The 21,512-nt window shown below is 72.9% G+C and carries 17 protein-coding genes; 2 read left to right on the top strand and 15 right to left on the bottom strand.

Annotated elements, in window-relative coordinates:
- Positions 1–309: 309 nt before the first annotated feature.
- The 4 genes from ACZ7LY_RS12160 to ACZ7LY_RS12145 all read right to left on the bottom strand — a co-directional run bounded on the left by ACZ7LY_RS12160 (position 310) and on the right by ACZ7LY_RS12145 (position 4,719).
- Positions 310–1,512 (bottom strand): MarP family serine protease, encoded by a 1,203-nt coding sequence (locus tag ACZ7LY_RS12160; protein WP_471624441.1) that lies wholly within the window; start codon positions 1,510–1,512, stop codon positions 310–312.
- A gap of 151 nt (positions 1,513–1,663) precedes the next feature.
- On the bottom strand, positions 1,664–3,001 hold the full coding sequence (locus ACZ7LY_RS12155) for a hypothetical protein (protein ID WP_471624440.1): 1,338 nt from the start codon (positions 2,999–3,001) through the stop codon (positions 1,664–1,666).
- Positions 2,998–4,131, bottom strand: a complete 1,134-nt coding sequence (locus ACZ7LY_RS12150; RefSeq protein WP_471624439.1) for a PP2C family protein-serine/threonine phosphatase — start codon at positions 4,129–4,131, stop codon at positions 2,998–3,000. Before ACZ7LY_RS12150 ends, ACZ7LY_RS12155 begins: the two co-directional genes overlap by 4 nt.
- 93 nt (positions 4,132–4,224) lie before the next feature.
- Positions 4,225–4,719 (bottom strand): GNAT family N-acetyltransferase, encoded by a 495-nt coding sequence (locus ACZ7LY_RS12145; protein ID WP_471624438.1) that lies wholly within the window; start codon positions 4,717–4,719, stop codon positions 4,225–4,227.
- A 32-nt stretch (positions 4,720–4,751) separates the two neighbouring features.
- Between ACZ7LY_RS12145 and ACZ7LY_RS12140 the strand changes: the two genes are divergently transcribed.
- The gene (locus ACZ7LY_RS12140) at positions 4,752–5,639 is read left to right on the top strand and encodes a TIGR01777 family oxidoreductase (RefSeq protein ID WP_471624437.1); all 888 of its coding nucleotides are present in this window, start codon (positions 4,752–4,754) and stop codon (positions 5,637–5,639) included.
- A gap of 301 nt (positions 5,640–5,940) precedes the next feature.
- On the opposite strand, the gene ACZ7LY_RS12135 is transcribed toward ACZ7LY_RS12140, so the two are convergent.
- The 9 genes from ACZ7LY_RS12135 to ACZ7LY_RS12095 all read right to left on the bottom strand — a co-directional run bounded on the left by ACZ7LY_RS12135 (position 5,941) and on the right by ACZ7LY_RS12095 (position 18,251).
- A complete protein-coding gene (locus ACZ7LY_RS12135; protein WP_471624459.1) occupies positions 5,941–6,459 on the bottom strand; it encodes a DUF4240 domain-containing protein in 519 nt (172 codons plus the stop codon).
- A gap of 111 nt (positions 6,460–6,570) precedes the next feature.
- Positions 6,571–7,578: a helix-turn-helix transcriptional regulator gene (locus ACZ7LY_RS12130; protein ID WP_471624436.1), complete on the bottom strand. Its 1,008-nt coding sequence runs from the start codon at positions 7,576–7,578 to the stop codon at positions 6,571–6,573.
- Between the two features lie 57 nt (positions 7,579–7,635).
- Positions 7,636–8,415 carry a VOC family protein gene (locus ACZ7LY_RS12125; protein WP_471624435.1) on the bottom strand — a complete coding sequence of 260 codons (780 nt, stop codon included), beginning with the start codon at positions 8,413–8,415 and terminating at the stop codon, positions 7,636–7,638.
- Between the two features lie 104 nt (positions 8,416–8,519).
- Entirely contained in the window at positions 8,520–11,222 is a 2,703-nt protein-coding gene (gene aceE / locus ACZ7LY_RS12120; protein ID WP_471624434.1) for a pyruvate dehydrogenase (acetyl-transferring), homodimeric type, read from the bottom strand.
- Positions 11,223–11,508: 286 nt separating this feature from the next.
- Positions 11,509–12,132, bottom strand: coding sequence for a GntR family transcriptional regulator (locus ACZ7LY_RS12115; RefSeq protein ID WP_471624433.1), 624 nt, complete (start codon positions 12,130–12,132; stop codon positions 11,509–11,511).
- Between the two features lie 116 nt (positions 12,133–12,248).
- A complete protein-coding gene (gene sucB / locus ACZ7LY_RS12110; protein ID WP_471624432.1) occupies positions 12,249–14,045 on the bottom strand; it encodes a 2-oxoglutarate dehydrogenase, E2 component, dihydrolipoamide succinyltransferase in 1,797 nt (598 codons plus the stop codon).
- A 101-nt stretch (positions 14,046–14,146) separates the two neighbouring features.
- Positions 14,147–15,535, bottom strand: coding sequence for a dihydrolipoyl dehydrogenase (lpdA, locus tag ACZ7LY_RS12105; protein WP_471624431.1), 1,389 nt, complete (start codon positions 15,533–15,535; stop codon positions 14,147–14,149).
- 304 nt (positions 15,536–15,839) lie between these two features.
- The gene (locus tag ACZ7LY_RS12100) at positions 15,840–17,369 is read right to left on the bottom strand and encodes a leucyl aminopeptidase (RefSeq protein WP_471624430.1); all 1,530 of its coding nucleotides are present in this window, start codon (positions 17,367–17,369) and stop codon (positions 15,840–15,842) included.
- Between the two features lie 111 nt (positions 17,370–17,480).
- The gene (locus ACZ7LY_RS12095; RefSeq protein ID WP_471624429.1) at positions 17,481–18,251 is read right to left on the bottom strand and encodes an adenosylcobinamide-GDP ribazoletransferase; all 771 of its coding nucleotides are present in this window, start codon (positions 18,249–18,251) and stop codon (positions 17,481–17,483) included.
- Positions 18,252–18,305: 54 nt separating this feature from the next.
- Here ACZ7LY_RS12095 and ACZ7LY_RS12090 point away from each other — a divergent pair, with 54 nt between their 5' ends.
- Entirely contained in the window at positions 18,306–19,064 is a 759-nt protein-coding gene (locus ACZ7LY_RS12090) for a hypothetical protein (protein WP_471624428.1), read from the top strand.
- Here the strand turns inward: ACZ7LY_RS12090 and ACZ7LY_RS12085 are convergent.
- Together ACZ7LY_RS12085 and ACZ7LY_RS12080 are read right to left on the bottom strand one after the other, a co-directional pair.
- Complete coding sequence (locus tag ACZ7LY_RS12085; RefSeq protein ID WP_471624427.1) at positions 18,997–19,683, bottom strand: hypothetical protein; 687 nt, start codon at positions 19,681–19,683, stop codon at positions 18,997–18,999. The two genes, ACZ7LY_RS12090 and ACZ7LY_RS12085, sit on opposite strands and share 68 nt — an antisense overlap.
- Positions 19,680–21,425, bottom strand: coding sequence for a phosphatidylglycerol lysyltransferase domain-containing protein (locus ACZ7LY_RS12080; protein ID WP_471624426.1), 1,746 nt, complete (start codon positions 21,423–21,425; stop codon positions 19,680–19,682). Before ACZ7LY_RS12080 ends, ACZ7LY_RS12085 begins: the two co-directional genes overlap by 4 nt.
- Between the last annotated feature and the right edge of the window lie 87 nt (positions 21,426–21,512).

Here is a 21,512-nt window from a genome sequence, read left to right as displayed (position 1 = left end):
CCTGGAGGGGCGACTGCGTCGCCGCCTCCTCCCTGGGGAAGCTGCACGCAGTGCATGCTTCAGGGGCGCGGGGAACTGCGCGACCAGCCACGACGCGAGTCGAGGAAACCCACCGGCCGGAGCCACCCACCCACCTGGGGGCGCGGGGAACTGCGCGAGCGGCCACGACGAAAGTCGAGGAAACCCACCGGCCGGGGCCACCCACACACCTAAGGGGCGCGGGGAACTGCGCGATCGGGTGCGGCGGGCCGGCAGATGTGGGCGTAGGGGCAGGCCCCTTCAGACGCGCAGCCCGTCGCAGACGCGGGGTCACTCAGAGATCAGCCGCCCCGTAGGCACCGGCACCGTCGCAGCCGCCCCCCGCCGCGCCTCCCCGGCAACCTCCCGCGCCGTCAGCACATACCCCGTCCCGGAGTCCGAGGTGGACCGCGCGAACACCACCCCGTACACCCGCCCGGACGTACTGAGCAGGGGCCCGCCCGAGTTCCCCGGCCGCACAGTGGACCGCACGGAGTAGATCTCCCGCGTGACGCTCCCGGAACCGTAGATGTTCTGCCCGCCCGCCCGGATCGTGTCCGCCACGGTCGCCGCCTGCAGATCGAGCCCCCCGTCCTGGGGGTACCCCGCGACGACCGCCGCGTCCCCCCGAGCCGCCCCCGTGTCGAACGGCAGCACCGGCGCCGAGAGCTCCGGCACGTACAGCACGGCCACGTCCTTGTCCGGGTCGAACAGCACGACCTTCGCGGTGTACGGCCGCCCGACCCCGCCCACCCGCACCGTGGGATCGTCGATGCCGGCGACCACGTGCGCGTTGGTCATGACGTGCCGCGGCGCGTACACGAAGCCGCTGCCCTCACGCCCCTGCACCCCCGACGCGCCCTCCACCTTGACCGTCGCCCGGGTCGCGGCCCGCGTCGCCGCCGCCGTCACACTGTCCCCGGACGGCTTGGCGACCTGCGCGGACGGCTCGTTGGCGAACGGGTCGAAGACCTGCGGGAACCCCGCCTCGGTGAGCGCCCCGGTGGCCCGCGCGAACCACGACGGCGTCGACGACGGCATCGCGCCCTGCACCGCGCCGAGGATCGTCGAACCCCGGATCGCCTGGTTCAGCGCGGTCGAGGAGGACGCCACGAGGACGCTGCCCGCGACCCACGCCACCACCAGCATCGCCAGCGTGCTCGCTGCCGCCCCGCCGACACCGTCCGCGACGCGCAGCGGACCCGGCGCCCGGTCCATCCCGAACCGCACGCGCTGCGCGAGCCGCCCCGCGAGCCCGTGCCCGAGGATCGCCGGCAGCAGCACCGTGAGCACGGCGAGCACCGTCGCCGTCGTGCTGCCCCGGGTGACCGCCTCCATCACGAACGGCAGCAGCCACACGCCGACGACCGCGCCGCCCACGAACCCGGCCAGCGAGACGCAGCCCGCGAGGAGCCCGCGGCGGTAGCCGGTGACGGCGTACGCCAGGGCCAGCACGAGGAGTGCGAGGTCGAGGGCGTGAAACGGGAGGTCCATATCGGTAACGAACGAGCACGGGCCCACCGATGGTTCCGCCCTTTCGTCCACATGTGTCACAGGGCACAGCCGCACGCGTCACAGGGCACAGCCGCACGCGTCACAGGGTGCAGCCGCACGCGTCACAGGGCACGGCCGCGCCCGCCGCGGCTCACGCCGGTTTCAGCGTGCCCCCGCCCGGAAGCCGGTACGTACGCCCGCCGAGCCCGGGGCTGGTGCCCTTGTCGTAGGTCACCGTGTGCCCGTTGCCCTGGACGACGTCCTTGACGTGGACGCCGTCGGCGAGGTCGAGGCCCCGGACGGCCGAGTCGCCGCCCACCGACCACGTCGTGCCCGCGCCGAGGTTCAGGGACGCCCCGTCCACCGCGCCGTCCAGCTTCGTCGACCCGGTCAATTCGAGCGCCGCCGAACCGTCGGAGACGATCACGTCCCCGTGCAGCTTCTCGTCCCGCGCGGCGAACGTCACCACGCCCTTGTCCCGCACCCGCAGCAGCACCCCGTGCTTGGTCGTGACCTCCGCCCGCCCCGACAGCCGGATGTCCGCCATCGACTGCCGCACCGAGAACACGTCACCGTCCGCCGCCTGGAGCGAACCGCCCCGCATCGAGAACGCCGTCTCCCCGTCCCCGCGCAGCACGACCCCGCCCTCCGCGGCCGTCGCCCGTACGTCCTTCAACGCGAGCGAGCCGCCCGACTCCACGGCGAACGCCTCCGAGTTCGCCACGTCGAACAGCGTCCCCGCCACCGACGCGTCCCCGGCCGTCTGCACGCCCGGCGAGCCGCAGCCCGCCGACGTCATCGTGCCGCCCGACACGTTCACCCGCGTCCCCGGCGTCCACGCGGCGACCGGCGCGGCCTGCGCGCCCGCCGTGTCGATCTGCGTGTACGTGACATCGACCTCGGCCCCGCCGGAGGCCAGCACGCCGTGCGCGGCGCCGCCCTTGACCTTGATGCCGTTGGCGCTGAGCGCGGCCGTCGCGTCCTTGCCGGTGACCGCCACACCGGAGGCGCCCTTGCCGCCCGCCTTCACCTTGCCGCCCGACAGGTCGAGCCGCCCCTTGTCCCTCACGAGCGCCGCCGCGTTCAGCCCGTACGCGAGCGAGTCCGCCACCGAACTCGTGCCGCCGCGCTTGGTCAGCCCCGAGTCGCGGGTGGCGAGCTGTCCCGTACCGGAGACGACCAGCACCGACTTGTCGGGCGTCTTCACCCGGAACGACCTCCCGCGCCGCAGCTCCTCGCGCCCCTCGTCCAGCGCGTACGCCCCCGCCGCCTCGGGCGCCGACGCGCCGGGCGGCGCGGACGCGGGCGGCCGGGTCTCGCAGCGGGCGCCGCTCGCCGTCGCGGCCGGGGAGGCGACCGGGGGAGCGGCGGCGCTGTCGTCGTCGGAGCAGCCGGCGAGCGTGCCGAGGGCGAGCGGCACCAGCAGCACGGACGCGGTCGCGGAGGCACGCCGACGGCCCGCCCGGAGCGGGAGTCCTACAGATCTCATGGCCCTACGTTCACATTTCGTGCGCCGCGAGGCACATCCGGGGCGTCCGGAGCGAACACCAGCAGCGTCACATCGTCCCGTATCGTGCCCGCGAAACGCAGCACGTCCTGCCACACGGCGTCCGTCAGCGCCGCCGGATCACGGTCCGCGAACCCCGGGAGCCGCGCCGCCAGCGGGTAGAACGCGCCCGACGCGTCCCGCGCCTCCGTCACCCCGTCCGTCACCGCCAGCAGCCGGTCCCCGGCGCGCAGCGCCACCGTCACCGGCTCGGGCGGCGCGAGATCGGCGAGCCCGAGCCCGAGCGGCGACCCCGCCGGCACCGGCAGTTCCGTCACCGCCCCCGCCCGCAGCAGCAGCGGCGGCGGATGCCCGCAACTGACGATCCGCACGCACGGCTCGTCGTAGGGGAACTCCAGCAGCACCGCCGTGGCGAACAGCTCCGGATGCTCCTCGTGCGCCGCGTCCACCACGAGCCGCCGGTCCAGGCGCTCCAGCACGCCCGTCAGATCCTCCCGGTCGAGCACCGCCTCCCGGAACGCGCCGAGCAGCCCCACCACCGTGCCCACCGCCGACAGCCCGTGCCCCTGCACGTCGCCGACCACGGCCACCACCCCGCGCGGCCCGCGCCGCACGTCGAAGAAGTCGCCGCCGACCAGCGCGCCGCGCGCCGCCGCCCGGTACAGGCCCGCGCAGCGCACCGGCCCCACCCGCTCCGGAAGCGGCGGCAGCACCGCGAACTGCGCCGCCTCCGCGACCGTACGCACCGTCACCAACTGCTCGTCGCGGCGGCTGCGCACCCAGGCGATCGGCACGGACAGCACCGCGACGAACGCCACCGTCAGCAGCGAACTGCTGCCCGGCGACGCGAGCCCCGTCCACGGCAGCGCGATCGCCAGGACCACGAGACCGCCCAGGAGCGCGGTCCCCGCGGGCCCGTACGAGAGCGTCGCCAGCGGCGGGATCGCGGCCAGCAGGAACCCCAGGTCGAGCCGGTCGCTGGTCACCGCCTGCAACACGCACAGGCCCGTGAACAGCGCCACCGGCAGCCAGCGCACCCAGCGCGGCGGGGGAGCCCCGCGCAGCCAGGCGCGCTCCACCCCGTCACGGCGACGCGCCACGGGCCAGGTCATGCCGGCGGGGGTCCCTTCGTCGGTGGCGGACGATCTCCCCTTCACCCTGCTACGAGTACGGCGGCGCCGCACGCGGTGCGCGCGACTACCGCGTCACAGGGCCCGGCCCATCAGCACGTCGTCCACGTACGCGCCGTCCAGCAGGAACTCGCCGGGCAGCACCCCCTCGACGGCGAAGCCCTCCGCCTCGTACAGCGCCCGCGCCGGCTTGTTGTGGCCGAGGACGCGCAGCGTGAGGCGGCGCGCGCCCCGCCGGCGCGCCTGCGCGACGGCCGCCCGCACGAGCGCCCGGCCCACGCCCCTGCCGCGCGCCTCGTCGGCCACCGCGAGCCCCTGCACGCTGCACACATGCGCGTTCGACGGCAGCGGGGTCGGCGGGCCGAGCCGGATGTAGCCGACGACGCGGCCCTCCCACTCGGCGACGAGATGGTCCCCGGGGCCGAAGCGCTCGGAGAAGAACGGCGGGTACGGGGGCAGGTCCTGGGGCTTCACCGCGTGCAGATACGACCAGGTCTCCCGGTCGATCCTGCCGAGCGTGTCGCCATCCCCCTGCACCGCGATACGTATGTGCGGCTGCGCGTCTGACATGCGGCTCACTGTACGACCGGCAGGATGGGGGCATGACACGTTTCGCGGTGGCCGGTCCCTCCGGGCTCATCGGCACGGCCCTCGTCCGCTCCCTGACCGCCGACGGACACGACGTGCTGCGCCTGGTGCGCAGAGCGCCGCGCGAGCCAGGCGAGGTCCGCTGGGACCCCACCGGCGGGGACGTCGACCTCGCCGGGCTCGCCGGCGTCGAGGCCGTCGTCAACCTCGCCGGCGCGGGGATCGGCGATCATCGCTGGTCCGACGCGTACAAACGGCAGATCCGGGACAGCCGCGTCCTCGGCACGACGACCCTCGCGGAAGCGATCGCCGCGCTCGACAGCCCGCCCCGCGTCTTCCTCAACGGCAGCGCCGTCGGCTACTACGGCGACACCGGTGACCGGGCCGTCGACGAGTCCGCACCCGCCGGGGAGGGGTTCCTGCCGTCCGTGTGCGTCGAGTGGGAGGCGGCCGCCGCGCCCGCGCACCAGGCCGGCGTCCGCACGGTCCTCGCCCGCACCGGGCTCGTCGTCTCTCGCCAGGGCGGGGCCTGGGCCAAGCTGTTTCCGCTGTTCAAGGCGGGGCTCGGCGGGCGGCTCGGCTCCGGGCGGCAGTACTGGCCCTTCATCTCCCTGTACGACCATGTCGCCGCGCTGCGGTTTCTGCTCGACGCGGAGGAGATCGCCGGGGCGGTGAATCTGACGGCGCCGTCTCCTGTGACCAATCGGGAGGTGACCGTGGAGATGGGGCGGTTTCTGCGGCGGCCGGCGGTGTTCTCGGTGCCCGGGGTTGTGTTGCGGGGGGTGCTCGGGGAGCTGTCCTCGGAGGTGCTCGGCTCCACGCGGGCGGTACCGGCACGCCTCCTGGAAGCCAACTTCCCTTTCACCCACCCCACGTTCCCCGAAGCCTTGTCAGCGGCCTGACCCCCAGCGGACCCCTCTTGCAGTAACCGTCTTGCGCAGTTCCCCGCGCCCCTGGGCAGTCGATCATCCACCGGCCGGTGGGGGCTGGTCGCGCAGTTCCCCGCGCCCCTGTCGGGGCGACTACGTCGCCACCTCCCCCTGGGGAAGCTGCACGAAGTGCATGCTTCAGGGGCGCGGGGAACTGCGCGAGAAGCCCCACCGGCCCGCAGCCGAAACGACACCCCAGGGGCGCGGGGAACTGCGCAAAACGGTGACTGGAAAGCGCCGGGCACCTTGAATCCCGCCCTAATGAAACGCGCCGTCAGTCCGACAAGGACGTAAGCCGCGGATACAGCCGAACCAAACGCGCCGAGTCCCCGAAATCCACCGGCACCCCCAACGGCTCCCCCACCCCCGCCCCCACCCCAAGATCCGGCATCCCGACCCCCGTCAACTCCTCATACGCCTCATCCGCCGCGAACCCCAACTCCTCCCCGTCCCCGTCCACCTCGGGGTCGAACGAATCCCCCACCGCCTCCGCCAAGGAATCCGGCTCGGCGAGCGCCCCCTCGAACACCTCCCGCCCCTGCCCGATGAGCCAGCACCGGAAGCAGTCGAACGCCTCCTCACTGGCATCCCCGAGCAGCACATACGCGGCCCCCCACAGCTCCCACCGGTTCGCCCGGTTGTACCGCGCCTCGAAGTGCCGCGCGAAGTCGAGCACGGAGTCAGGATCGAGCTGGAGCAGCCGTTCCACCAGCAGCTCGGCGTGCTCGTCGGGGTCGCCCCCGGCAGCCTCCCGCGTGCTGTCCACGATCTCCCAGAACTCCGTCTCGTCCATCACGGCACCAGCATCGGCCCTGCGCCCCGCCCCCGCACGCCGAGCGCGCGACCCGCGCCATTTCGTCACGCACGCACATGCCGTGGGCGCCGATCCCGCGCCGCCGCCCCCTCACCCGTACCACCCCCGCATCCGCTCCGCCGCCCGCGCGAACCGCTCCCTCAGCTCGGCGGGCGCGACCACCTCCGCCTCCGGCCCGAGCCCCATGAGCTGCGTGTACGCGACGTCCAGCGACTCCACCGGCAGCGTCACCCGCACCCTGCCGTCCGCCTCCGGCGCCCCCGCCGCGTCCAGCGCCTCCCGCACGGCCCCCGCGGACCCCTCCCCGACCACGTACGGCACCTGCCGTACCCCCGCGGCCGTCAACCGCACGACGACCTCCGCGCGCAGCAGCGCCCGCGCGAACTGCTCCGCCCGTTCCTCCCAGAACGCCGGCAGGTCGAACTCCCCGTCCCGCTCGAAGCGCGCCCCGCCCTCCGCCTCCTCCACGGAGTCGAAGCGGTCGATGCGGTACACGCGGAAGCCGCCCTCGCGCACCCGCGCCGCGAGGTACCACACGCCCGCCTTGAGGACGAGCCCGTACGGCTCCAACTCCCGCTCCACGACGGCCCGCGCGCCCCCGGAGCCGTCCCCCGAGCCGCGCCGGTAGCCCACGCGCACCACCCGGTCGTCCCACACGGCCTGGGCCAGCGCCGGCAGCAGTTCGGGCGTGCGCGGCTCCTTGAACCAGGCCGGCGCGTCCAGGTGGAAGCGCTGCGCGGCCGAACGGGAGGCGTCCCGCAGCGAGGGCAGCAGCGCCGCCGACACCTTGAGCCGCGCCGCCGACGCCGCGTCCTCCAGGCCCATCTCGCGCAGCGCCCCCGGCACCCCGGACAGGAACAGCGCCTCCGCCTCCCCGCGCGCCAGGCCCGTCAGCCGCGTACGGTAACCGCCGACCAGGCGGTAGCCGCCGGTCCTGCCGCGGTCCGCGTACACCGGGACGCCCGCTTCCGACAGGGCCTGCGCGTCCCGCGTGACCGTGCGCTCGGACACCTCGAGCTCCCGCGCCAGCTCGGCCGCCGTCATCGACGGCTGGTTCTGGAGCAGGAGCACCATCTTGATCAGGCGGGCAGCGCGCATACCGCCATCATGGACCGGCCCACTGACAACGCCGCCGGGCCCGCCCCGGCGACGGGCTCAGCCGGCCGGGCTCAGCACGGAGAACGCGGCGCCCTGCGGGTCCGCGAGCACCGCGAACCGGCCCGGCTCGATCGTCGTCGGCTCCACGTGCACCGTCCCGCCCAGCTCCCGGCACCGCCCGGCCGTCGCGTCGGCGTCGACGACGGACACGTACAGGTTCCAGTACGAGGGCAGGTCCTGCGGGAACTGTCCTGTCGACATGTCGATCATCCCGCCGAACGGCTCGTCGGCGACCGTCCACTCCGTGTACGTGCCGCCCTCGCCGAACGACCGCTGGTGCGTGCCCCAGCCGAGCACCGACTGGTAGAAGTCCACCGCGCCCGGCGCGTCCCGCGTCAGCAGCTCGAACCAGCAGAAGCTGCCCGGCACGTCCACCGCCTCGAACCCGGCGCGCCGCATCGGCTCCCACAGCCCGAACGCGGCGCCCGCCCGGTCCTGGCACACGGCCGAGCGGCCCTGCTCCATGACGGCGAACGGACCGGCGACGACCCGGCCGCCGTTGCCGTCCACGCGCGCGGTGACCGCGTCCACGCCGTTGGACTGGAAGTAGGGCAGCCATGCCGCGGGCTGGTGCGGGTTCATGACCGGGCCGAGCCCGCCGACCAGCGGCCCGCCGGGCTCGTCCATCGAGATCAGGCCGTAGCCGCCGGCCTCGGGGGCGTCCACCACGCGCACGTGCCAGCCGAAAAGGGCCTCGTAGAACAGCCTGGCCGCGTCCGTGTCGGTCGTCGACAGGTCGGCCCAGCAGGGCGCGGAGGGGGTCTTGGAGATCTTCACGGAGGTACGCCTCCCACGAGCGCGGACAAAACCCTGGCAGCCGCCTCCATTCACGCACGTGTGCCCCGCCCCGGCAACGGGACGGGGCACACGTGCGGCAGGTACTACAGGCCGTAGCGCTCGCGCGCCTCCTTCACGGCCGTCGCCTTGACCTCGCCGCGGCGGGCGAGCTGGGCGAGGGCCGCGACGACGATCGACTCGGCGTCGACGCCGAAGTGGCGGCGGGCCGCCTCACGCGTGTCGGACAGACCGAAGCCGTCCGCACCGAGCGAGGACCAGTCCTGCTCGACCCACTGCGCGATCTGGTCGGGGACCTGGCGCATGTAGTCGGACACGGCGAGCACCGGGCCCTGCGCGCCGTCGAGCGCCTTGCGCACGTACGGGGTGCGCTCCTCGCCGCGCAGGATCGCGGCGTCCGCCTCCAGCGCGTCGCGGCGCAGCTCGGTCCACGAGGTCGCGGACCACACGTCGGCGGCCACGCCCCACTCCTCGGCGAGCAGCTGCTGCGCCTTGAGCGTCCAGTGGATGGCCGTGCCGGAGCCGATGAGCTGGATGTGCGGCGCGTTGGCGACCGGCGACAGGCCCGCGCTCTCCGCCGTGTTGAAGCGGTACAGGCCCTTGACGATGCCCTCGTCGATGTCGGCGCCGCCCGGCTTCGCGGGCTGCGGCATCGGCTCGTTGTAGACGGTGAGGTAGTAGAAGACGTTCTGGTCCTCGCCCTCCTTCGCCTCCCCGTACATGCGGCGCAGACCGTCCTTGACGATCGTGGCGATCTCGTACGCGAACGCCGGGTCGTAGGACAGGGCGGCCGGGTTCGTCGCGGCGATCACCGGGGAGTGGCCGTCGGCGTGCTGGAGGCCCTCACCGGTCAGCGTGGTGCGGCCGGCGGTGGCGCCGACGAGGAAGCCGCGGCCGAGCTGGTCGCCGAGCTGCCACATCTGGTCGGCGGTGCGCTGCCAGCCGAACATCGAGTAGAAGATGTAGAAGGGGATCATCGCCTCGCCGTGCGTCGCGTACGACGACGAAGCGGCGATGAAGTCCGCCATGGAACCGGCCTCGGTGATGCCCTCGTTGAGGATCTGGCCGTTCTTGGCTTCCTTGTAGTACATGAGCTGGTCACGGTCGACCGGCTCGTACGTCTGCCCCTTCGGCGAGTAGATGCCGAGCGAGGGGAACAGCGACTCCATGCCGAACGTACGGGCCTCGTCGGGCACGATCGGGACCCAGCGCTTGCCGGTCTCCTTGTCGCGTACGAGGTCCTTGACCAGCCGTACGAAGGCCATGGTCGTCGCCACCGACTGCGAGCCGGAGCCCTTGTCGAAGGAGGCGAACGCCTTGTCGGCAGCGGCCGGCAGCGCGGGCAGCGGCTGCGTGCGGCGGGCCGGGGCGGGGCCGCCGAGGGCCGCGCGGCGCTCCTGGAGGTAGCGGACCTCGGGGGAGTCGGCGCCGGGGTGGCCGTAGGGGACCTGGCCGTCGACGAAGTCGCTGTCCTTGATCGGCAGCTCAAGAAGGTCACGCATGTTCTTGAACTCGTCGGTGGTCAGCTTCTTCATCTGGTGGTTCGCGTTCTTCGACGCGAAGCCCTCGCCGAGGGTGAAGCCCTTGACGGTCTGCGCCAGGATGACCGTCGGCGCGCCCTTGTGCTCCAGGGCGGCCTTGTAGGCGGCGTAGACCTTGCGCGGCTCGTGGCCACCGCGCGAGAGGTGGAAGCACTCCAGGATCTTGTCGTCCGAGAGCAGCTTCGCCATCTCGGCGAGCGCCGGGTCCTTGCCGAAGAAGTCCTCGCGGATGTAGGCCGCGTCACGCGTCTGGTACGTCTGCACCTGCGCGTCCGGGACCTCGCGCAGCCGGCGGACCAGGGCGCCCGTGGTGTCGAGCTGGAACAGCTCGTCCCACGCGTTGCCCCAGAGCGACTTCACGACGTTCCAGCCGGCGCCGCGGAACTGGGCCTCCAGCTCCTGCACGATCTTGAAGTTGGCGCGGACCGGGCCGTCGAGGCGCTGCAGGTTGCAGTTGATGACGAAGGTCAGGTTGTCCAGGCCCTCGCGGGAGGCGAGCGCAAGGGCCGCCGTCGACTCGGGCTCGTCCATCTCGCCGTCGCCGAGGAACGCCCACACGTGCGAGGACGAGACGTCCTTGATGCCGCGGTTGGTCAGATACCGGTTGAAGCGGGCCTGGTAGATCGCCGACAGCGGGCCGAGGCCCATGGAGACCGTCGGGAACTCCCACAGCCACGGCAGGCGGCGCGGGTGCGGGTACGAGGGCAGGCCGTTGCCGCTCGACTCCTGGCGGAACAGGTCGAGCTGCTGCTCGCTGAGCCGGCCGTCGAGGAAGGCGCGGGCGTAGATGCCGGGGGAGGCGTGGCCCTGGATGTAGAGCTGGTCGCCGGAGCCGTCCTGCTCCTTGCCCTTGAAGAAGTGGTTGAAGCCGGTCTCGTAGAGCCACGCGGCGGAGGCGAAGGTGGCGATGTGGCCGCCGACGCCGTGCTTGCTGCCGCGGGTCACCATCGCCGCCGCGTTCCAGCGGTTCCAGGCGGTGATCCGGCGCTCCATCTCCTCGTCACCGTCGATGGCCGGCTCGGCCGCGGTGGGGATGGAGTTGACGTAGTCCGTCTCAAGAAGCTTCGGCAGCGCCAGGCCGCCCGCCTCGGCGCGCTCCAGGGTGCGCCGCATCAGGTACGCGGCACGGTGCGGCCCGGCCGCCTCGGTGACGGCGGCCAGGGAGGCCTGCCATTCGGCGGTCTCCTCGGGGTCGCGGTCCGGGAGCTGGTCGAGCTCGCTCGGCTGGATGCGCATGGGGTCGGTCATAGTCGCCGCACGCCTTCCTGAGTCGAAGGGGGTGGGGTTGGGGGTGCCCTTGGTCTTTGGCAGGACAGGGCGGTCGGGGTCCCGGTGGGGACCCGACGGCGACTGTAACTCCCTGATCGATGATCGATCAAAGGGTTGAAGGGCAAAACCTCTTCAGATCAAGAAAGTCGGCACAAGGTGCCACCGACCGGGGCACGCAGTGCCCCGAAAACGGGTCGGGCGGCGCCCCGGAGGACACCGCCCGTGATCACCGCGCCACGCATCGCACGCGAGTGCGCCGCCCGCCTCAGGCGCGCGGCGCGCACCCGAGGACATGCGCCTTGACCAGCGCCGCGATGTCCGGATCGCGTCGCTGGAACGCGGCGACGAGGTCCGCGTGCTCCTCCGCGTACGACTGCTGCACGGTCCCCAGCCAGCGGATCGACAGCGCCGTGAACACCTCGATGCCGAGCCCCTCCCAGGTGTGCAGCAGCACCGAGTTGCCCGCCGCCCGCACCAGCTCGCGGTGGAAGCCGACCGTGTGCCGCACCTGCGCCGTCCCGTCGCCCTCCCGGTCCGCCAGGTACAGCGCCGCGACATGCGGCTCCAGCGCCGAGCAGTCCTCCGCGAGCCGGGACGCGGCCAGCTCGGCGGCGATGGCCTCGAGGCCCGCCCGCACCGGATAGCTCTCCTCCAGGTCCGCCGCCGACAGATTGCGCACCCGTACGCCCTTGTTGGGCGCCGACTCGATCAGGCGCAGCGACTCCAGCTCCCGCAGGGCCTCCCGTACGGGCGTCTGGCTGACCTCCAGCTCGGTGGCGATCCGGCGCTCCACGATCCGTTCACCCGGCTTCCAGCGACCGCTGACGATCCCCTCCACGATGTGCTCGCGGATCTGTTCGCGCAGCGAGTGGATGACGGGCGTGGTCATTGCGGGCTCCTCCGGGAGGCCGAGAACATCGACCTCTAGACAATACGGCGGCGCCCCCGTCCGGAAAGGCTCCGGACGGGGGCGCCGCAGGTGAGGCTGATTACAACACCGAGTCTTTACAGACCCAGCTCGGCGGAGAACTCGCCGGCCTCCAGGATCTGCTTGACCGTCGTCAGGTAACGGGCCGCGTCGGCGCCGTCCACCAGGCGGTGGTCGTAGGAGAGCGTCACGTACGTCATGTCACGGACGGCGATCGTGTCACCGAGCTCCGGGTCGGAGACGACGACCGGGCGCTTGACCGTGGCGCCGATGCCCAGGATGGCCACCTGGTTCGGCGGCACGATGACCGTGTCGAACAGCGCGCCGCGCGACCCCGTGTTGGAGATCGTGAAGGTGGCGCCCGACAGGTCGTCCGGGGCGATCTTGTTCGTACGGACCTTGGTGGCCAGCTCCGCCGTCTTGCGGGCGATGCCCGCGATGTTGAGGTCACCCGCGCCCTTGATGACCGGGGTCATCAGGCCCTTCTCGGAGTCGACGGCGATGCCGACGTTCTCCGAGTCGAAGTAGGTGATCGTGCCCTCGTCGTAGTTCAGGCGGGCGTTGATGACCGGGTGGGCCTTCAGCGCCTGGACGGCGGCCTTGACGAAGAACGGCATCGGGGAGAGCTTGACGCCCTCGCGGGCGGCGAAGCCGTCCTTGGCCTTGGCACGCAGCTTCATCAGCTTCGTGATGTCGACCTCGATGACCGAGGAGAGCTGGGCCTGCTCCTGGAGCGCGCGGTGCATGTTGTCCGCGATCGCCTTGCGGATGCGGGGCAGCTTCACCGTCTGGCCACGCAGCGGCGACGCCTCGAGGGCCGGGGCGGCCTTGGCGGCGGCCGGAGCGGCGGCCGGGGCGGCCGACTTCGCGGCCTCGGCGGCGGCGACGACGTCCTGCTTGCGGATGCGGCCGCCGACACCGGAGCCCTTGACCGTGGACAGGTCCACGCCGTTCTCCGAGGCGAGCTTGCGCACCAGCGGGGTGACGTACGCGCCGTCGTCCGCCGGGGTGGTCGCGGCCGGGGCGGCCGGAGCCTTCGGCGCGGCCGGAGCCGGAGCCGGAGCGGGCGCCGGAGCCGGAGCCGGGGCCGGGGCGGCCGGGGCCGGGTCGGGCGCCGGGGTCTCCTGCTGCTGCGGGGCCGGGGCCGAGGGGGCCTGCGGCGCCGGGGCGGCGGGAGCGGCCGGGGCGGCCGGAGCCGGGGCGGCGGCGGGCGCGGCCGGGGCGGGGGCCTCGGGGGCGGCCGGGGCGGCACCCGGGGCACCGATGACGGCGAGCTTGGCGCCGACCTCGGCGGTCTCGTCCTCGCCCACGGCGATCTCCAGCAGGACACCGGCGACGGGGGAGGGGATCTCCGTGTCGACCTTGTCCGTGGAGACCTCGAGCAGCGGCTCGTCCTCGGCGACCTCCTCGCCGACCTGCTTGAGCCAGCGGGTGACGGTGCCCTCGGTGACCGACTCGCCCAGCGCGGGCAGCACGACGTCGGTGCCGGAGGCGCCGCCCGCCGGGGCGGCCGGGGCGGACTCGGCGGCGGGCGCCTCCTGCGCGGGGGCGGCCTGCTCCTGCGGGGCCTGCTCCTCCTGCGCCGGGGCGGCCGGAGCCTCCTGGGCCGGGGCGGACTCGGCCGCCGGGGCGCCCGAGCCGTCGTCGATGACGGCCAGCTCGGCGCCGACCTCGACCGTCTCGTCCTCGGCGACCTTGATGGAGGCGAGGACGCCGGCGGCCGGCGAGGGGATCTCGGTGTCGACCTTGTCGGTGGAGACCTCGAGCAGCGGCTCGTCGACCTCGACGCGCTCGCCCTCGGCCTTCAGCCAGCGGGTGACGGTGCCTTCGGTGACGCTCTCACCGAGCGCCGGAAGGGATACGGAAACCGCCATGGTTTCTGTTGCTCCTTACGAATACGCAAACGCGGTGCCGCGGTTGCGGAAGTCTGTGTGGTCGGTCGGTCGTCGCGCCCATTCACGACGAGGGCGGGGCCTCAGTCGTGCGAGTGCAGCGGCTTTCCGGCCAGCGCCAGGTGGGCCTCGCCGAGCGCCTCGTTCTGCGTCGGGTGGGCGTGGATGAGCTGCGCGACCTCGGCCGGCAGCGCCTCCCAGTTGTAGATCAACTGGGCCTCGCCGACCTGCTCGCCCATGCGGTCGCCGACCATGTGGACGCCGACCACGGCACCGTCCTTGACCTGGACGAGCTTGATCTCGCCCGCGGTCTTGAGGATCTTGGACTTGCCGTTGCCCGCGAGGTTGTACTTCAGGGCGACGACCTTGTCCGCGCCGTAGACCTCCTTGGCCTTGGCCTCGGTGATGCCCACGGAGGCGACCTCCGGGTGGCAGTACGTCACCCGCGGCACACCGTCGTAGTCGATCGGCACGGTCTTGAGGCCGGCCAGCCGCTCCGCCACCAGGATGCCCTCGGCGAAGCCGACGTGCGCGAGCTGGAGGGTCGGGACGAGGTCACCGACGGCGGAGATCGTCTCCACGTTGGTGCGCATGTACTCGTCGACGAGGACGTAGCCGCGGTCCATCGCGACGCCCTGCTCCTCGTAGCCGAGGCCCTGGGAGACCGGGCCGCGGCCGATGGCGACCAGGAGGACCTCGGCCTCGAAGGTCTTGCCGTCGGCGAGGGTCACGCGGACGCCGTCCTGCGTGTACTCGGCCTTCTCGAAGAACGTGCCCAGGTTGAACTTGATGCCGCGCTTGCGGAACGCGCGCTCCAGGAGCTTGGAGCTGTTCTCGTCCTCGACCGGGACGAGGTGCTTGAGGCCCTCGATGACGGTGACGTCGGTGCCGAAGGACTTCCACGCCGAGGCGAACTCGACGCCGATGACGCCGCCGCCCAGGATGATCGCGGACTTCGGGACGCGGTCCAGCGTCAGCGCGTGGTCCGAGGAGATGATGCGGTTGCCGTCGATCTCCAGGCCCGGCAGCGACTTCGGCACGGAGCCGGTCGCCAGCAGCACGTGACGGCCCTGGACACGCTGGCCGTTGACGTCGACCGACGTCGGCGAGGACAGTCGGCCCTCGCCCTCGATGTACGTCACCTTGCGGGAGGCGATGAGCCCCTGCAGGCCCTTGTACAGGCCCGAGATGACGTCGTCCTTGTACTTCTGGACGGCCGGCATGTCGATGCCCTCGAAGGTGGCCTTCACGCCGAACTGCTCGGACTCACGCGCCTGGTCGGCGATCTCACCGGCGTGCAGCAGCGCCTTGGTGGGGATGCAGCCGACGTGCAGGCAGGTGCCGCCGACCTTGTTCTTCTCGATCAGGGCGACGTCGAGACCCAGCTGCGAGGCGCGCAGAGCCGCGGCGTAACCGCCGCTGCCACCGCCGAGGATCACTAGGTCGAAAACGGTGCTGGCGTCGTTCGCCACGTCACGTCCTCCATGCATGTGCGCCGTATGCCGGGCCCCTTTTCCATCCGGGGGCGGACCGGCCGGTCGGCTGGTGTTCGGCCGCTCGTTCTTCGGCCCTGTGGTGGGGCCCTGTCCTGCCGCCCCCCATCCTCGCACTTGTCTCAGGCATGCGGGACGCCGGGCCGGGGTCTGAGACGGCTGTTACACCGCAAACGCATGTGATTCAGGTGTACGAACCTACGGATTTCGTCGAAAGCGAACAGCCCCGGGCGGTGTCGCCCGGGGCTGTCATGGCCGGTCGGCCGCGTGTCGCGGGGCCGTCTCAGCCGAGGTCGCCGGCGGCGGTCACCTCGGCGAGCCGCACCAGCGTGCGCACGGCCGAACCCGTACCGCCCTTCGGCGTGTAACCGAACGGGGCGCCCTCGTTGAAGGCCGGGCCCGCGATGTCGAGGTGGGCCCACGTGATGCCCTCGCCGACGAACTCCTGGAGGAACAGGCCGGCGACCAGGCCGCCGCCCATGCGCTCGCCCATGTTGGCGATGTCGGCCGTCGTGGAGTCCATGCCCTTGCGCAGGTCGGCGGGGAGCGGCATCGGCCAGGACGGCTCGCCGGCCTCCTCGGCGGCCTCGTGCAGCGACGTACGGAAAGCGTCGTCGTTGGCCATGATGCCGAACGTGCGGGCGCCGAGCGCCAGCATCATCGCGCCGGTCAGCGTCGCCACGTCGACGATCGCGTCGGGCTCCTCCTCGCTGGCCTTGGCGATGGCGTCGGCGAGCACCAGACGGCCCTCGGCGTCCGTGTTGAGCACCTCGACGGTCTTGCCGGAGTACATGCGCAGCACGTCACCGGGGCGGGTGGCCGAGCCGGACGGCATGTTCTCGGCGAGCGCCAGCCAGCCGGTCACGTTCACCTCAAGGCCCAGGCGGGCGGCGGCGACGACGGCGGCGAACACGGCGGCGGCACCGGCCATGTCGCACTTCATCGTCTCGTTGTGGCCGGCCGGCTTGAGCGAGATGCCGCCCGAGTCGTACGTGATGCCCTTGCCGACGAACGCCAGGTGCTTCTTCGCCTTGGAGCTCTTGTACGAGAGCTTCACCAGGCGCGGGGCCGAGGAGGAGCCGGCGCCGACGCCGAGGATGCCGCCGTAGCCGCCCTTGGTGAGCGCCTTCTCGTCGAGCACCTGCACCTTGATGCCGTGCTCCTTGGCCGCGGCCTGCGCGACGGCGGCGAACGCCTCCGGGTTCAGGTCGTTCGGCGGGGTGTTGATCAGGTCGCGGGCGCGGTTCAGCTCCTCCGCGACGGCGATCGCACGCTCGATCTCCGCCTTGAACGCCTTGTCGCGGGGCTTGCCGCCGAGGACCGTGGCCTCGCCGAGCGGCGCCTTCGCCGTCTTCGGGTCCTTCGCGGACTCCTTGTAGACGTCGAAGGAGTACGCGCCGAGCAGCGCGCCCTCACCGATCGCGCCGGCGTCCTCGGCGTCCTCGACGGGCAGCGCGAACGCGGCCTTCTTCACCCCGGCCAGCGCGCGGGCGGCGACACCGGCGGCGCGGCGCAGCGTCTCGGGCCCGTACGCGGGGGCGTCCCCGGTCTTCTCGGGCTCACCGCCGAGGCCGACCGCCAGCACGAGCGGGGCCTTGAAGCCGGCGGGCGCCGGGAGCTTGGTCACCTCACCCTCGCCACCGGTGGCGCCGAGGGTCTCGAGGACGGCGGCGAGTCCGCCCTCGTAGGCCTTGTCCACGGCCTCGGCGCCGGGGGCGACGACGGGGCCCTTGGCACCCTTGGCGATGCCGACGACGATCGCGTCGGCGCGCAGGCCGGACGCCGCGGCGGTGCTGAGAGTCAGAGCAGTCACGGTGGTGAGGTCCCTCTTTCCATCTGGGGGTCGGCTTCGTTGCCGGGGCCCGTGGGGTGTGTGGCCCCAGCGTGAGCCTACGCCCGTCCCCGCGCACGCGTCCCGGCCAGGTCAGGCAAGGGCGAGGACGACCAGCGCGGCGGTCCCCGCCACTTCCGCCACCGCCCCGAAGACGTCCCCGGTCACCCCGCCGAACCGGCGTACGCAGCGGCGCAGCAGCAGCTCCCCGGCGCCCGCGCCGAGCGCGAGGGCGACGCCCGCGGCCGGGGCGAGCGCGGTGCCGGCCGCGACCACCACGAGGGCGACCGCGAGCGCCCAGCGCACCGGTACCGTCCCGGCGACGGCCGCGCCGAGCCCCTCCGGCCTGGCCGCGGGCACGCCCGCGCGCGAGGCGAGCGTCATGGCGAGCCGGGCCGTGACCGCCGCGCACACGGCCGCGGACGCGCCGCGCACGGGGGAGTGCCCGTACGCCTGGGCCAGCACGGCGGTCTGGGCGAGCAGCGTCAGCACCAGGACGACGACGCCGAACGGGCCGATGTCCGACTGCTTCATGATCCGCAGCGCGTCCTCGGCGGGCTTGGCGCTGCCGAGGCCGTCCGCGACGTCCGCGAGCCCGTCCAGGTGCAGGCCCCGGGTGAGCGCGGCCGGCACCGCGACCGAGGCGACGGCGGCGAGCGGGGCCCCGCCCCCCAGCCAGGCCACAGCCCCGCCGACCGCACCCGCCGCCACGCCGACGACCAGGCCGGACAGCGGCGCGAGGGTCATGCCGACGCGGGCGGCGGCGCGGTCCCAGCGGGAGACGGTGACGGGCAGGACGGTCAGGGTGCCGAAGGCGAAACGTATGCCGTCGGACAGGGAGGCGCGGGACTCGGTTGCGGACACCGGGGGAGGTTACCCGGACGGGCGCGCGCGGCGCCGGGGCGCCAGGATGGGCCCATGGGCGACTGGTGGCACCGCAACATCACCGAACCCGGCAAGCTGCCCGTGCTGCTCGCGCTGGTGTCGTTCCTCGTCACGTTCCTGCTGACCCGTACGGTGACGCGGCTGATCCGCGCGGGCCGCGGGCCGTTCCGCGACATCCGGCCGGGCGGGCTGCACATCCACCATGTGGTGCCGGGGGTGGTGCTGACGATCGTCGGCGGGTTCGGCGCGGTCGGCTGCGGCCGGCACGGCTTCGCGGCCAGTGCGTTCGCCGTGGTCTTCGGGGTGGGCGCGGGCCTGGTCCTCGACGAGTTCGCCCTCATCCTCCATCTGGACGACGTGTACTGGAGCGAGCAGGGGCGGCGCAGCGTCGAGGTCGTGGTGATGGCGGCGGCCCTCGGCACGCTCGCCGTCGCCGGGTTCTCGCCGCTCGGGGTGAACGACGTGACGCAGGCCGAGCAGCACGACCGGGGCGCCTTCGTCGTGACGCTCGTCGTGAACTTCCTGTTCGTCGTTTTCGCCCTGCTCAAGGGCAAGCCCCGTACCGCGCTCGTCGGCGTCCTCGTCCCGTTCGTCGCCTGGTTCGGGGCGGTCCGCCTCGCCCGCCCCGACTCCGCGTGGGCCCGCCGCTTCTACCGGCGCCGGCACCGCGCGCGGGCCCGGGCCACGCTGCGCGCCTACCGGCACGACCGGCGCTGGCACCGGATCAGCCGACGCTTTCAGGATCTCGTCGGCGGCTTCCGCGAACCGCCCGCTCCGCCGCGCACACGATGAACACGGCGGCGAGGGCGGCCAGGTGCTCCTTGCCGGCGAGGTTCGGTTTGACCAGGCACTCCACGATCATCGTCAGGACGACGACGGCGCCCGTCCAGCGCGCCCGGTAGCGCCAGCACAGGTACACCGCGAGCCCGACGACGGCCGCCGACGGGCCGGTGTCCACGACCCGCGCCTCCGTGCCGGGCAGCCCGAGCGGGTTGCCGGGGCCGAGGGCGATGGCGACGCGCGCGTACAGGGTGCCGGCGAGCGTGGACACGTACGCGAGGACCAGCGTGTGCCGTATGCCGACGCAGATCTCCGCGATGCCGAACACCAGCAGGAGCTGCGCGAGGGCGCCCCACACCGGCAGGTCGAGCGCGGGCACGAACAGCGACAGCGGGGTGCGCAGCAGCGCCACCCACAGCGGGTCCTCGGCCCGTACGGCACCGATGTCCTGGACGATGCGGTAGCCCCAGGACTGGTTCTGCACGAACTGGAACACCGCGGTCAGGCAGACCGCGGTGAGCGTCATGCGGACGGCGGCGAGACGTCTGCGGGCCAGCGTCCCGCGCACGGTGCACAGGAGCGGGCCCCATTCGGCGAGGGCCCAGGAGCGCAGCGTGCGCCGAAGGCTCATCGACGATGCTCCAGGCGTCTGCGCCGCAGCCACTTCGGCAGGCCGGGCACGTCGAGGAAGCCCTCGGCGCGCGCCGACGCGATGCCGATGCGGGGCAGGTCGGCGGTCTTCTCGAAGAGAAGGAAGCGGGGTTCCCAGATGGGCCGGTACTTCGCGTTGGCCCGGTACAGAGATTCGATCTGCCACCACCGAGAGAAGAAGCTGAGCAGTGAGCGCCACAGGCGCAGCACCGGGCCCGCGCCGAGCCGCGCGCCACGTTCGAAGACCGAGCGGAACATGGCGAAGTTGAGCGAGACCTGAGTGATCTTGATCTCGGGGGCCCGCTGGAGCAGTTCGATGACCATGAACTCCATGAGGCCGTTCTCGGAGTCGCGGTCCCGGCGCATCAGATCGAGCGATAGGCCGTGCGGCCCCCACGGCACGAACGACAGCAGCGCCTTCAGCTCGCCCTCGCCGTCGCTGCACTCCAGCATCACGCACTGCCCGTCGGCCGGGTCGCCGAGCCGCCCGAGCGCCATCGAGAAGCCCCGCTCGGTGGCGCCGTCGCGCCAGTCGTCGGCGTACTGGAGCTGCGTCTTCATCTCGTCGGCGGGAATGTCCTCGTGGCGGCGGATACGGACCGTGTACCCGGCGCGCTTGACCCGGTTGTACGCCTGCCGGACCGTGCGCATGGCGCGGCCCTCCAGGGTGAAGTCGGCGGTCTCCACGATGGCCTCGTCGCCCAGTTCGAGCGCGTCGAGGCCGTGCCGGGCGTAGATCGTGCCGGCCTCCTCGCTGGCGCCCATGACGGCGGGCACCCAGCCGTGCTCGCGGGCCTCGGCCAGCCACGGCTCGATGGCGCCGGGCCATGCCTCGGGGTCGCCGATCGGGTCTCCGGAGGCCAGCGAGACTCCGCCGACGACGCGGTACGTGACGGCCGCCTTGCCGGTCGGGGACCAGACGACGGCCTTGTCGCGGCGCAGCGCGAAGTAGCCGAGCGAGTCCCGCTCGCCCTCCTTGGCGAGCAGCGCCCGCAGCTTCTCCTCGTCCTCGGGGCCGAGCGTGTCCACGGCCCGCCGGGAGCGGAACGCGGCGTAGACGACGGCGACGAGCAGGGCGGTGGAGAGGATGTTGATGGCGACGTTGACCCAGTTCGGGCTGGAGATCCCGGGGAAGCGGGAGTCGTCGGTGGCGACCGAGATCAGCCGCAGGGTGCCGTAGCGCCAGCGGTCGAGGAACGTCGAGCGGTAGCCGTCGTGGGCCTGGTTGGTGACCGTCACCAGGAAGGTGGCGAACAGCGAGGTCACCAGCAGCCCGCCGACCGCGACGACCGCCGCGAGCCGGGGGTTGGAGCGGTCGCCCTTCGCGTAGAACTCGCGCCGCCCCACGAGCAGCGCCGCCAGGAACGCGCCGGTCAGCACCAGCGAGATCCAGTTCTGCGCGTACTGCCGTACCTCCGGGAAGATCATCACGAAGGCGAACAGCAGGAAGAACAGGCCGCACAGGACCAGGTTCAGGATCCACGCGGCCCGCTTGCGCCGCCGCATCGTGATGGCGAGGAACCCGGTGACGAGCGCGGAGGAGAAGCCCGCCGCGAGCAGGTACGGGGTGAAGAAGTTCTCCGAGTTGTGGCGCCGCAGGTCCTGCCCGAAGGAGACCCAGACGGCGCTCAGCAGATTCAGGAACGTGACGATCCGGAGATACCAGACCGTGAATCCCGCCGCGCGCCGTGTTGCCGGTGTGCTTGCCCGTACGTCTCCCATGCTGACGGAGCATATGGGGTGTTTTGCGGGCCCCGGACAGGGGCTCGGCGCGCGCCGCGCCACAACCCCCGGAATCCCCCGCCCGAG

This window comes from Streptomyces sp. NPDC107550 (assembly GCF_055639095.1).
This window is presented reverse-complemented; position numbering and strand designations above follow the sequence as displayed.

What these genes read in the sequence shown, in the direction of transcription:
- ACZ7LY_RS12160 (WP_471624441.1), bottom strand. Translation starts at nt 1,512, where the DNA reads ATGGACCTCCCGTTTCACGCCCTCGACCTCGCACTCCTCGTGCTGGCC.
- ACZ7LY_RS12155 (WP_471624440.1), bottom strand. Translation starts at nt 3,001, where the DNA reads ATGAGATCTGTAGGACTCCCGCTCCGGGCGGGCCGTCGGCGTGCCTCC.
- ACZ7LY_RS12150 (WP_471624439.1), bottom strand. Translation starts at nt 4,131, where the DNA reads ATGACCTGGCCCGTGGCGCGTCGCCGTGACGGGGTGGAGCGCGCCTGG.
- ACZ7LY_RS12145 (WP_471624438.1), bottom strand. Translation starts at nt 4,719, where the DNA reads ATGTCAGACGCGCAGCCGCACATACGTATCGCGGTGCAGGGGGATGGC.
- ACZ7LY_RS12140 (WP_471624437.1), top strand. Translation starts at nt 4,752, where the DNA reads ATGACACGTTTCGCGGTGGCCGGTCCCTCCGGGCTCATCGGCACGGCC.
- ACZ7LY_RS12135 (WP_471624459.1), bottom strand. Translation starts at nt 6,459, where the DNA reads ATGGACGAGACGGAGTTCTGGGAGATCGTGGACAGCACGCGGGAGGCT.
- ACZ7LY_RS12130 (WP_471624436.1), bottom strand. Translation starts at nt 7,578, where the DNA reads ATGCGCGCTGCCCGCCTGATCAAGATGGTGCTCCTGCTCCAGAACCAG.
- aceE (WP_471624434.1), bottom strand. Translation starts at nt 11,222, where the DNA reads ATGACCGACCCCATGCGCATCCAGCCGAGCGAGCTCGACCAGCTCCCG.
- ACZ7LY_RS12115 (WP_471624433.1), bottom strand. Translation starts at nt 12,132, where the DNA reads ATGACCACGCCCGTCATCCACTCGCTGCGCGAACAGATCCGCGAGCAC.
- sucB (WP_471624432.1), bottom strand. Translation starts at nt 14,045, where the DNA reads ATGGCGGTTTCCGTATCCCTTCCGGCGCTCGGTGAGAGCGTCACCGAA.
- ACZ7LY_RS12090 (WP_471624428.1), top strand. Translation starts at nt 18,306, where the DNA reads ATGGGCGACTGGTGGCACCGCAACATCACCGAACCCGGCAAGCTGCCC.
- ACZ7LY_RS12085 (WP_471624427.1), bottom strand. Translation starts at nt 19,683, where the DNA reads ATGAGCCTTCGGCGCACGCTGCGCTCCTGGGCCCTCGCCGAATGGGGC.
- ACZ7LY_RS12080 (WP_471624426.1), bottom strand. Translation starts at nt 21,425, where the DNA reads ATGGGAGACGTACGGGCAAGCACACCGGCAACACGGCGCGCGGCGGGA.